The sequence below is a fragment of the Chloroflexota bacterium genome (assembly GCA_016887485.1).
GTDB lineage: Bacteria > Chloroflexota > Anaerolineae > Anaerolineales > Anaerolineaceae > Brevifilum.
Map to the genome: position 1 here is coordinate 1 of CP069395.1, position 12001 is coordinate 12001.

General features: G+C 51.9%; 11 protein-coding genes. 2 read left to right on the forward strand and 9 right to left on the reverse strand.

The window, feature by feature from the left end:
* Nucleotides 1–12: 12 nt before the first annotated feature.
* On the forward strand, nt 13–408 hold the full coding sequence (locus tag JR338_12380) for a transposase (GenBank protein ID QRN84529.1): 396 nt from the start codon (nt 13–15) through the stop codon (nt 406–408).
* A gap of 76 nt (nt 409–484) precedes the next feature.
* Here the strand turns inward: JR338_12380 and pepF are convergent, their stop codons facing one another.
* From pepF to JR338_12420, 8 genes are all read right to left on the reverse strand, one after another.
* Nucleotides 485–2302, reverse strand: a complete 1818-nt coding sequence (gene pepF / locus JR338_12385) for an oligoendopeptidase F (protein ID QRN84530.1) — start codon at nt 2300–2302, stop codon at nt 485–487.
* Nucleotides 2303–2379: 77 nt separating this feature from the next.
* Nucleotides 2380–2766: a CopG family transcriptional regulator gene (locus tag JR338_12390; GenBank protein QRN84531.1), complete on the reverse strand. Its 387-nt coding sequence runs from the start codon at nt 2764–2766 to the stop codon at nt 2380–2382.
* Nucleotides 2767–2973: 207 nt separating this feature from the next.
* Nucleotides 2974–3927: a DMT family transporter gene (locus tag JR338_12395; GenBank protein QRN84532.1), complete on the reverse strand. Its 954-nt coding sequence runs from the start codon at nt 3925–3927 to the stop codon at nt 2974–2976.
* Between the two features lie 232 nt (nt 3928–4159).
* Nucleotides 4160–5224: a DUF333 domain-containing protein gene (locus JR338_12400; protein QRN84533.1), complete on the reverse strand. Its 1065-nt coding sequence runs from the start codon at nt 5222–5224 to the stop codon at nt 4160–4162.
* Nucleotides 5225–5423: 199 nt separating this feature from the next.
* Nucleotides 5424–6479, reverse strand: coding sequence for a tyrosine-type recombinase/integrase (locus tag JR338_12405; GenBank protein ID QRN84534.1), 1056 nt, complete (start codon nt 6477–6479; stop codon nt 5424–5426).
* A gap of 9 nt (nt 6480–6488) precedes the next feature.
* Nucleotides 6489–7646 carry a Fic family protein gene (locus tag JR338_12410; GenBank protein ID QRN84535.1) on the reverse strand — a complete coding sequence of 386 codons (1158 nt, stop codon included), beginning with the start codon at nt 7644–7646 and terminating at the stop codon, nt 6489–6491.
* A gap of 181 nt (nt 7647–7827) precedes the next feature.
* Entirely contained in the window at nt 7828–9348 is a 1521-nt protein-coding gene (locus tag JR338_12415; protein QRN84536.1) for a hypothetical protein, read from the reverse strand.
* Between the two features lie 222 nt (nt 9349–9570).
* Entirely contained in the window at nt 9571–9972 is a 402-nt protein-coding gene (locus JR338_12420; GenBank protein ID QRN84537.1) for a dinitrogenase iron-molybdenum cofactor biosynthesis protein, read from the reverse strand.
* Between the two features lie 348 nt (nt 9973–10320).
* Here JR338_12420 and JR338_12425 point away from each other — a divergent pair, with 348 nt between their 5' ends.
* Nucleotides 10321–11427, forward strand: a complete 1107-nt coding sequence (locus tag JR338_12425) for a hypothetical protein (protein ID QRN84538.1) — start codon at nt 10321–10323, stop codon at nt 11425–11427.
* A 123-nt stretch (nt 11428–11550) separates the two neighbouring features.
* Here JR338_12425 and JR338_12430 read toward each other — a convergent pair whose 3' ends face one another.
* Nucleotides 11551–11949 (reverse strand): DUF1893 domain-containing protein, encoded by a 399-nt coding sequence (locus tag JR338_12430; protein QRN84539.1) that lies wholly within the window; start codon nt 11947–11949, stop codon nt 11551–11553.
* Nucleotides 11950–12001: the final 52 nt, after the last annotated feature.

Here is a 12001-nt window from a genome sequence, read left to right on the forward strand (position 1 = left end):
AGTGCCGGCGAAATGGTTAAACAGGTGTGTTTTGAGGTGGAAGAGTATTTTCATTGGGTAGACCTTGGTGAGTTCCAAGTCATGCCGAATCATCTTCACATCATTATAAAACTTGGACTTTCAGACTCGATAGAAAGTACTATTAGGACAAGAGCCAAAACATTGGTGGAAAATAGGGAAGGTCAAATCTCGTTAATTGATGTGGTTGGCCGGATTAAATCCATCACAACATACCGGTATATCCAAGGTGTACGGAATCGCCAATGGCTCAGCTTTTCTGAGCGATTATGGCAGCGAAGTTTTTATGATCATGTGATCCGAGATGAACGGGATTATGAGAGGATTATGGATTATATTGCGTCCAATCCGATGAATTGGGCAGATGATGAAGAAAATCGTGAGGAATAGCAATGGAGATAATTCGGAGTAATTAAAAAGGGTGCCTACTTTCGGGCACCCTTAGGATATTTATTTTTAAGTGGCTTTACACTTCTCCTGCCTTCACCAATTGATCCAACCGGTCCACATAACTTGCCATGACCTCAAAAGCCTTTTCCACAGGTTCTGAACTGGTCATATCCACACCGGCGGCTTTGAGTGCCTCCAGAGGGTAAACCGAACCGCCGGCGCTGAGGAAGCCCAGATAGCGTTCCACTTCCGCCGGGCCGCCTTCCTGGACGCCCTTGGCGAGTGCGTGGGCGGCAGAAATCCCCGTGGCATATTGATAGACGTAGAAATTCATGTACATATGCTGGAACTGCGCCCAGGTGATGCCCACGCGGTCGTGATCATAAACCACGCCATCACCGTAGCCTTCACCGAACAGATTGGCGCACATATCGGTCATGATATCCGCGGTAAGCGGCTTGCCGGCCTCGGCTCGTTCATGAACGGCCAACTCCCAGCGTGCCAGGGTGGGCATGATGAAGAAGTAGCGGTGGAAGTTGGACATGGCTTCTTCGATCAGGGCCAGCTGGAAGGCGGGGTCGGTTTGGGTCTTGAAGAGATAATCCCGCACCATCGCCTGGTTGAAATTGCTGGCAACCTCTGCCACGAAGAGCGAGTAGTGACTGTAGATAAAGGGCTGATGCTTCCGGCTGTAGAGGGAGTGCATCGAATGGCCTAACTCATGCGCCAGGGTGCTCAGACTGAACACATCGTTGGCATAGCTCATCATCACAAAGGGGTTGGTATCATAAACACCGCTTGAGAAGGCACCCAGACGTTTGCCCTTATTGCGGGCCCGGTCCACCCAGCGGTCTTCCAGCGCACCCTTACGTACGGCTGCGACATATTCCTCACCGAGAGGCGCCATCCCTTCGCAGATCCAGCCGATGGCCTGTTCAAAGGGGACATCAGGTGAATTTTCTGAGAGGGGCGCTTTGATATCGTAGACATGGAACTTATCGAGCTTGAGAGCCTCTTTGCGCACCTTCCAATAGCGGTGCCAGGTGGGGAGGTGCTTCTTGAAGGTCTCAATCAGCGCATAGAACACGTCGGTGGGGATATTACTGTTGGCCAGTGAGGCGGATAGCGAGGAGCCGTAGTTGCGGGAACGGGCGTTGAAGACATCGTTGTGGATGCCGCCAACCTGAATAGCTGCGATGGTGTTCTTGAACGCCAGATAGCCATCGGCATAATTCTCGAACCCGGTCTGGCGGACCTTGCGGTCCTTGTGCGTGATCAGGGAGTTGATGCTGCTCTGGCCGACTTCCAGTGAGCGACCATCCTCAGCGGTGGCGTCCTGGAACTTCAGGTCAGCATTGACAATAGCGTTGTAGGCCCGGTAGAAATCGCTCAGGGGCTCTCTGGCCATCGCTAGTACCTGTTCCACCTCGTCGGAGCGAATATGTTCCTTCTGCCGCTCCAGTTCATCAATATAGTGCCCCAAATCGGCCAATTGGAGGTTCTCCGTCATCCACTGGCGGAGAGTATTGAAGCCTATGCCCATCAGTTCAGGCTCCAGAAACGCACAGGCTGAACTCAACTGCACAATCACGCTCTGTCCTTCACCGGCCCGGGCTTGGGCTTCCTGGTTGGTGTTATCCACCGAAATTTCCATGTTGCCGTAGAGCATCACCCGCAAAGCCAGGCGCAGGGCGGTTTCATAGGCATCAAAAAACTCGCCCAGGACGGCAGGGCTCTCCGCGAGCCGGCCCTTATAGGCTGCCAGCAGGGGGATTTCGGCTAAAACCTGCTCCTTGCCTACTTCCCAGGCGTCAATGTCAGTGAATATTGAGGTGAGGCTCCATGTTTCTTCAACAGGAACATCCGAGCGGGGAGGTAATGTTTTTTTCTCCATGTGTGGATCTCCTAAATCCAAAGGTGAGGTGTTGTTTGAGTTAATTTTCTCTCATTACGAAGTAAATGCAAACTTTGTTAACTGATCCGATCTTTAAGTGCTTCTTTGACATCCTCTTGCGCCTTAAACACGCCATGAACGGTGATGGATTGGATCGTGTCGAGAGCCAATTGGGGGGTGATGTCGTCGGCCAGGATCAACATGCCGACCACCCGGATATTAACCATCTCGTTGGCCTCTTTTTTCTCCATCAAATCTCGGTTGGTGTAGATTTGGGTACCGATCACCATTGATTTCCTGGATTTAATCGAGTCCACCGTATTGCTCTGCCGTTCCAATTGATTGCGGATAGCGGTCCGAATGAAATCAGCCCGGTTGGAATAAAAACCTTCTTCAACGAGCAGGTCAATCCGTCCGAGGTCAACGCTCCCGATATTGATTGTAATTTTCTCTGTATCTGTCATCTTTCACTCCTTTTTTGCTAATAACCATCCATATGGATGGTCTATGGATGTTCTTAGTATATATTGGTTGGAGATGGAAGTCAAGGGGAGAAAAGAAATCATCAGTGATAATCGCATTCTGGACTTGAGATAAAACGAAATATCCCTTCCACAGGGTAGGGATTGGACCGAAGATGAAATAACTAAAAACAATCGTTGAAGGTGAGATTACAAATCGTTTTTGGGACTTTTCCGCAGCCTTAAGATTACCAACGCGATCAGGATCAGGCCGCTGCCCAGCAGTTCCGGTGCCGTGAGCCGTTCTTTCAGCAGAAAGAAGGCCGTGAATGCGGTGAAAACCGGTTCAATAGTCACGATCAGGTTCGTTGTGCTGGAGGGCAGCATGCTCAGGCTGACGTTATAGAGCCCAAAGCCCAGCAGGGTAGGACCGGCAGCCAGTAATAAGAGCAGCAGCCAGCCTGCCCAACGATCACCCAACAGGAACATCTCGGCGGGAGTGGCGGCGGTACCGGGAATGACATTGCCAGGGATTAGGTTCACCACCAACATGAAAAAGGAGGCGAAAAGGAAGGTGTAGAAGAGTGCCGTCCAGGGGTTGATTCCGCGCTGGGTGGCGGATCGGCCGATCAGAGAATAAAACGCGTACATTAGGCCGGACAAGATCCCGGTGATGATCCCGAGGGCATTCGCTTCCCAGGCTGATGGCTGCGCAGCGCCGGAGACGAAAACTGCCCCGACCAGGCAGAGGATCACGGCAATGATCTTCTGCCACCCCAGGCTTTCCTTGAGCAGCCACCACCCGAGGATGGCGGTGAACGCACCAGAGCAGTAGACCAGGACGGTGGCCACAGAAGCGCCGATCAGGGTGACGGAGAGTGTCCAAAGCATGTTGAAAAGTGCTAAAACCAGACCAAACAGGACCATAAAAGATAAGTGACGCTTCTCCAGCTTCAGGAGGGCGGGTTTCACAATTAGAAGGACCGGGAGCAGGCAGAGCGCGACGAAGATCTCCCGCCAATAGGCGAGGATCAGGGCTGGTAACTGATAATTCTGCGAGATCAGCCGGATCAGGATGGCCGTGAACGAGAGCACGATGGCGCTTGATAGGGCCACCAGGAAGCCGCGGTTGAGCTGTTTTTGCGAATTGGATTTGAGGGTCATCAACACTCCTTGATCGATCAAGGCTTGATTGTAACAGAATGAGGCAAAAAATAGCAGGGATGGATTTTGCGAGGTCTTACTGCGCAATTGAAATTAGAAGAATTTATCAGCTTTCGTGTAGCCAATTATTATATAAATAATAATTGGCTGAAGAATAAGAAAATGGCCGTTGAATTTTATCTGAGATAAGGATCAACGGCCTGTTTTTTTGACAAGTTAATCTGACCCCTTATTACGGTAAAGTGCTGCCCTCAGTGATCTCGCCATAAAGGGTGATGTTACCTTCCCAGTCGATACTCCCGGATTGTTCCTCCACAGTCACATGATAGGACGCAACCAGCGGGGAGGTAGGTTCAAATTCGAGAACGACTACCCAGCTATTGGCTGAAAAGGTTCTCACCGTTGTGGGGTGATCGTTGAGGGTACCCTGTGTACTGCCCTCATCAGACCAATTACTGAGAATCGGTGTGCCATAGGCCTGGTTCAGGTACGCAAACACGGCATCCCTAGCTTCTTCAACACTTTTGATGGTGCCAGGCAGATGGACTTCATCGGTGAGGACGGTGCCGTTATAACTTAGTGTGCCTCGCCAAATGAATCCATTGGTCAGATTGGACACTTCATTGATGATATAGTCGTTGGCAGGCGCCGAGGCCATAGTCGAGATCACAACTGTCAGCGGTCCGGAAACGTAACGATGGGTGGTTGTGGCAGTGGTGTTATCGGTTGTGATGTCCGTTTCTGTCCAGGGTTCTGAGGCTCTAAAGTCATATTGATCCTGCATATACTCAAGAATGTAGCTTAAGGCGTCATTAAAGCCCTGAATCTCAATATCAACAAGTGCGATTTCCGGATCGACAGGGTAACTTCCCTCGTTTTCGGCTGAAATGGAGGCTTCCTCGGGGTTGTCGCCCTTTGCGCACTCACCTGTCAGGAAAGCGTATTCGTCACAGTAGGAGCCATCGGCAAAACGACAAATACCGACATTACCGCCTTCTTCCAAGGTGCCGCCCTGTTGTTCACAGTAACTGAAGGGCTGGCCGCAGCGCCCGGCGAGAAAGTCCCACTGTGCACATTGAGAGCCGTTTGAAAAGACACAGTCAGCATCTTCGCCACCATTGCGTTCCACACTTAACAGTGTGTATCCCAAGTTTTCGCAGTAAACCGCTGCTGGATTGGCAAGGGTGAGGTTGTCATTGGGCTCCTGGGTCTTATCCAGGGCAGGTGAACAGGCGGCCATTAGCAGCGCCAGGGCACCGAATATCGTGATTATGGTGAGCTTGTTGGTTCTTTTCATTTGAACTCCAAATCCTAATTTGTTTTTCTTAGATTGTGTTTTCTTTCACAATAGGAACGCCTTTTCATAGGGATTGGTTCCAAATAATTTGAATGAATTATCGTATTTCGCTCAGGAATCGATCTGTGAGGGGATGAGTGCGTGCTTTTTTATGAGTAAATTACTAATGGGAGCTGGTTTAGCTTATTTTTGGAGGAGTTTATTCCTCAGGGAAGGGGACATCTAGGCGATCAACAGCTTCCTGCATCACCTTATCCGGGCGGCGATCGTAGCGGCGGGTGGTGTTGGTGTCCTCGTGTCCCGCCATCTTCGAGACGGTGGATAGGTCCACGCCGGCCTCCAGCAGGTCGCTGACAAAAGTCCGCCGCAGGTCGTGGGGGGTGGTTTTCTTTACCAGACCTGCTTCGAGGGCACGCCGGTCGATGATGTGATAGATGATCTGGTCGGTTAACCGGGCCTCAATCCATCCGGGTACCCGTCCGGCTGCCTTTTGGGCATCCGTGAGGCGCTCTTTGCGCTTGCGGACGACCTTCCCGCTCTTATTCACCGGATAAAACAGCGGTCCGGGCTGGTTTCCCCGTACTTCCAGCCATTTTTCAATTGCCCTAACAGCGCCTGCAGCCAGAAAAGCCAGCCGTTCCTTGTTGCGCTTGCCGATCACCCGCAGTTGCCCCTTCGCCAGATCCAGGTCCTCCAGGCTCAGCGCAACCACTTCAGAGCGGCGCAGGCCAGAAGAATACATCAGACTGATGATAGCGGCATCCCTAAGGCCTAATTTGGGGTTTTTTTCGTCCTCCAGGCAGGCCGCAATCAGTCCCCGCAGCTCATCCGAGGCCAATTCCCGGCCTGTGGGGAGCCGCTGGGCATTCACCGACTGAACATCCGTCGCCCGTTGATAGGCTTCCGCACTGATCAGATGGTGCCGCCAGGCCTCCTTAATCACCCGCCGGATCGCCACCAGGTAGCGATTGACGGTCGCGGGGGCATAACGGTCGTCCAGCCAGGCTTTCACGGCCGTGACGGTGCCGTAATCCAGCTTTTCCCAGGGGAAATTCAGGCAGTCCGTGATCTCACCGTTGGAGAGCAGTTCAGCGATCTTATCCAACGCAGCCCGCTGCACCCGGCGGCTGCTGGCGCTGCCGAGGCTTGCCAGGTAAGAAACAGCCGGATTCTGACTGGGTGGGCGTTCCACCCGGGTCTGCAGGGCTTTTTCGTGGTCCCGGTCTTCTTGCGGGGGAAGGATTTCCATCATCATTTTGTCATTTTACTCGTTTTCTATCATAATCTGCAGGATTTCATCCGCCTGATATAGCCGGTTGCGGTGCTGTCCGGTGATCTCATGTACGATTCCCAGGGCTGCCAGCTTCTCAATCTGGCGCTGGATGGTGGTGTAACTGCCCATTTTCAGACTTTCCTGGGCCTGCTGGATGCTCGTGATCGGTGTACCGATCAGAAAATCGACCAATTCCGCCAGTTTTTGCCGGCTTCGTTGATCGGCAAACCGGCGGTGATAGGTCTGGCGCAGGTCGGTCAGGCGCTGGATTCGGTGCGTTGCACCTTCCGCCTGGCTGGCGACGCCCTGGAGGAAGAAAATCAGCCATTTCTCCCAGGCGCTTTTTTGCGTTACGTCCAGCAGGTGGTCGTAATAGTCCAGTTGATGCGTTTCAAAATAAGCGCTAAGAGTGAGCAGGGGTTGCGAAAGTTTGCCCCAGGCAGCCAGCAGCAGGGGAATCAACAGTCGTCCGATCCGTCCGTTACCGTCCAGGAAGGGGTGGATTGCCTCGAATTGGTAGTTAATCAGCCCAATCCGGATCAGTTCGGGTAGGTCAGAGCCGCTGTGGATGAAGTTTTCCAGTTCAACCAGCGCAATTTTCATCTCCGGCACTGGTGGAGGAATGTAACGGGTGTTTTCCAAGGTCGTACCGGGTCCGCCGATCCAGTTTTGCGCCTCACGGAACTCCCTGGGTGTCCGCCACTCTCCCCGAATGCCTTCAAATAATTGAGTATGAAGTTCGCGGATTAGGCCCGTGCTGAATGGCTGAGAAAGAATTTGATCCAGCCCGTTTTCCATTGCCTGGACGGTGTTTTGAACATCTCGGGCGTCCAGCAGGTCCCTGCCGAGACTACGGAGCCCGGCTTCGTAAGATAAAAGGCTCTCAAAAGAGGTGCGAATACCCTCAATTCGGCAGGAATGCATCGCTTCCTTGCGGATGAAGGGACGGGCAAGCATTTTTGGGGCGAGGAAGGCCTTGCCGATTTCCTCGAGCGCTGCCAGCCGCGCCTCAGCCTGCGATAGGGCGGACATCAGCCGGTTTGACCCGTCTAACACGGGTGGGAGCGGGTTTGGGAGGTAGGCGGCGTGGCCTGCGGGGGTCTCGATGAGCCTGCCGGGGGCTTGGTGGGTGAAATCAGAGGGATTCATAGGGATGAAAGAAGTGGATAAGATAATAGGTTTATATTTTCATTATAGATGATTAATGATAATAATACAAACAGTATTTTCAAAATAGGATGAAAATGATAATAAAATCTGACTTTCCTAGGAAATAAAAACGCCCTGGCGTAAAACCAGGGCGTCATATATTCATCAAATATCTAAGGTATTACTCTTCCGGATCAACAACACATTCCTCATTCCACTCCTCCAGCGGCACGGACTCATACCAGTCTTTGGTGTGGGTGTAGCTCTCATCGGGCAGATATTCGATATCCGTCCCGAAATAGGTGTTGAAGATGGTCGGGAAGACGTTCACCAGGGTCATGTGGCCATCCAGACCCTCGGTGCCGCCATCTGGTAGGTAAAGCGCCAGCAGGGTGGAAGTTACATACTTCTTACCGAAGGCGTGGTCGCCTTCGATGATAATGATTGGCGGCTCCTCGGAAGTCGCTAAAATCTGCGCCACGATATTCAAAATACGGGGCTCCAAATAGGCCAGTTGGGCGGGATAACCCTCTCGTTCCGAGGTATCTTCCGCATTCTCATTGATCGTCCCATCTGCATTGAATACATAAGGTGGGTGAGGGTTGATGATATGGGCGTAGACGAACTTTGGCCCGGCCAGTTGGGGCACTTCCGGCAGGACGTCCAGGATCAGGGTGGTGCGGGCAGCCTTGCGCTCGATATCCGTCAGGGTCACCTGCGCGCCCAGGTCGGTGGACTGGGTGAAGAGCAGCCGTCCCAGGGTGCTGTTGAGATACATCAGCTCAAAGGGGTCCATTTCCCAGGTGTCAATATCCTCCGGGTAGCTGACAAAATAATAGTCCGACCCCTTCATATTGCCCCAGGAATAGCCCATATTGAAAGCAATGGTGCTATAGCCTACTTCCTCGAAGGCCTGGAACACCTTGTTTTTCTGGATCAGGGCGGAAGTTGTCTTCAGATCTGGGGTGTCCGTCAGGTTGTAGACGTAATCCATGTTCAATTCCGATGACAACGACATCACGGTGAAGGCGTAGTTTGAGCGGCTGCAATCCGCTACCCAGAAGCCCAAATCCTCCAGCCCTGCGATGAATTCGCTGTTGTCATAGTCAAAATAGTCTTCCAGGGCATCCGAGCGGCCGTATTTGTCCAATAGAATGAAGTAGACATCCGGCATATTGTTCGGGTCCACCGGCTGCAGGAAGGTCGTCTCTCCCGAATCCTGTCCGGTTTGCGCTTTGGCGATGGCCACCTGGACTTCAAAAACGCCAATTCGGCCCAGTTGGAACGCAAATAAGGCCAGAATAACGATATTCAAGATCTGTGTAAGTGCCTGAGTGCTCTTTGGCAGGATCATCAGGAGGTAAATTGCCAGGGCAAACAGCAGCGCCCAGATGATGACGGTGTAGAACGGCGTACCGATGACCCAGGAACCGATCACCCGTCCTTCCATTACCTCGTAAAAGTGCCCATAAGTGAGCGCGAAAAAGGAGAGGATGAATGCCAGCAAACCGGCCCTGGTGGTGGAGCGGAATATCACCCACGCCACCAGAAAGACGGCCAACGCGAACAAAGTGCTGAGCCACAGGGGCCGCCAGGCCACACTGAGCTCCATTTGGCCCAAATTATTCGCCACCAGCATTAAAACCGTGATGGCGGGTAACAAAAAGGTATATATTGGGAAGGTTTGTAAGGCTTTTTTCATGGTTTACCGTGGTTGTGATGATATGGGCGATGAAATTTGCTCCTCCCAGGCACTTAGGAGAAAAAAGGGTACTAGAATCGCCGGCGCAAGGGGTTGACCAAAGATTATACTGCGCTTTATAGGGGGATGCGATTGGGTTAAAAGGTAGCGTACTCGAATAGGGGCTTTAAGCGGGAATCAAAACAGCCTGTGAATCGCTCGCAGGCTGTTAGAGTGGGTTGATTAGTGCAGCATTTCGGTGTGATCGGTCAGGCTGCCCTTGAGGTATTCTTCCAAGGCTTTGTCGATTTCAAATTCCTGGGCCACCACAGGTGTGATACCTACGGTTTCCATACTTTGATAAGCGCCCCGGCCCATCCCGCCGCAAACCAGGGTCTGGCAGTCGCTGATCGCTTCGGCCATGCTCAAATGCTTGCCGTGGGATTCAGCTCCCATGCCAGAGCCGCCGCTTGAGTTGTGGTCATGCTGCTCATCCTGCTGGGAAAAATGGCTGTGACTCATTTTATCCCGCATTTCACGGGAGATTTCTTTGCCGTCTTCAATTTCGATGACCAGGTAGTGGCCTGCCCGGCCAAAATGCCGGCTGATGGTCTTGCCGTCATCGGTGATAAATGCTATTTTCAAGATTAAAACTCCTTCTAGAGGCTCATTTCTGGAATTATACTCCTAAATCTTTCCGAGTTAATTCCATTAGGCATATCTTTAGGTTGGTTTCTTCTGTTTTTGGTAAGAAGGTGGACGCCTTTGGGGGTGATAAAGGCTATACAGATTCATCTGAATTTGCGATATACTGATTACAGGGGCCCTTTCTTGGGGAGATGATTGGGAGATCATAAGGGATGATGTAAATCATCCAGCCATGTCAGATTCTATGTAGCCGAAATTTTATTCTTTTGGAACTATTCGCAGCTTGATAGCGTCATAGAGGATGAAAGGACTAATAAGATGAAGAGAATGTCTAAACCCTCAAGAATGCATATATTACTTAGCCTGACAGCGTTATTCCTTGTCATGGTGACGATCTCAGCCTGCACAGGCCGGAATGAGCCTGCTGTTCAGGATCAGGTCGCAACTTACGCTGCGCAGACCCTTCAAGCGTTCCAGGCGGAACAAACCCTGAGCGCTATTGAAGCTCAGGCCACCCAAATGGCTGCCAACCCGACCGCCACAGCCGTTCCGCCCACTGCCACGACCCAGCCGACTGAGGAACCGCCTCAGGTGGATTGCAACATGGCAGAATTCGTCAAAGATCTGTCGCTCGCGGATGGCACCACCGTCAGCACCGGTGAAGCGATCACCAAAGGCTGGCGCTTGAAGAACGTTGGCTCCTGCACTTGGACCACCAGTTATGACCTGGTCTTTGTGGAGGGGAAGACAATGGGGGCGGCCACTCGGATTGGTTTGACTGAATCTGTAAAACCTGGCGAGACAGTTGACCTGTATGTCCTGATGGAAGCGCCGACCACCATGGGGTTTTATCAGGGCTTCTGGATGCTCGAAGATGCCAGTGGTAACCGGTTTGGGATTGGCGACGATGGCGAAGGCCCCTTCTGGGTCAAGATCAATGTTGCGCCAAAGGTTGTTTACAACTTTGTAGATGAATACTGCAAAGCCGAATGGTCCAGCAGCAACACGGATACCCTGCCATGCCCCGGCACGGAGAATGACAACCAGACTGGGTTTGTTTACCGGGTCAATACGCCCACTCGGGAGAACGGTACCTATGAAAATGAGGCCGCAATCTTCACCAGCCCGGACCATATCTCCGATGGTGGCGAGATCGTAGGCGTGTATCCGCCGTTTGAAGTGCAGGATGGCGATGTTTTCAAGGCTGTGATCGGCTGTATGAATGGGTTTGATAAATGTAACCTGCGTTTTGAGCTACGTTATCAGATCGGAGACGGCACGGTGAAAACATTGGCATATTGGTATGAGGTTTATGAAGGCAAGATGAACTCGGTCGTCGTGGACCTTTCTGACCTGGCCGGCGAAGAAGTGACCTTCATTTTACGGGTCCGCAACCATGTCACCGCTGCTGAGAATGTTGGGATGTGGATCCAGCCCCGGATCATCCGCTAAACCCTGTAGCAGAAAAAATTAACCGCCAGCCAAAGGCTGGCGGTTCTTCTTTAATAATGAGGTGGAACGAAGGTTTCTTGTGAGATTTTCTAATTATTTTCGTGTTTCGCGTAGCCAATTAATTTATTGCTTCTCTTCTTGTCCGCCCTGACAGCGACCGGCCCGCTTACAGAGGATATCGTATGCCTCATCGGGGTCAACGACGTCTTTGAGGAGCTCTTCGGTTTGGCAGTCAATTTGAGGCACCAGGTTGTCAAACGAGTGGGCAACACCTGCCTTTTCAAGTGTTTTTGCAGCCAATTCGCTCATCAAAACGCCATGAATCCGGTTACCGCCCATCCGCAGGATCAGTAAGGCAGCTGCTTTGCCGATAACCTTGTCCCAAACAGTCGCATTTTTGAGCAGTCCAGGATGCTCCTGCAGGTAATCTTCCAGGTCAAATAGGGGATAAAGCCATTTACCGGTACTGGTAAATAGAACCTGGTCATCAAGAAGGACCTGCATAGAAGGGGAGTCGGTCATAATTGTGTTCTCGTCTCGGTGTGGACCCAAATGGGATGCTTTTCTTACCGGC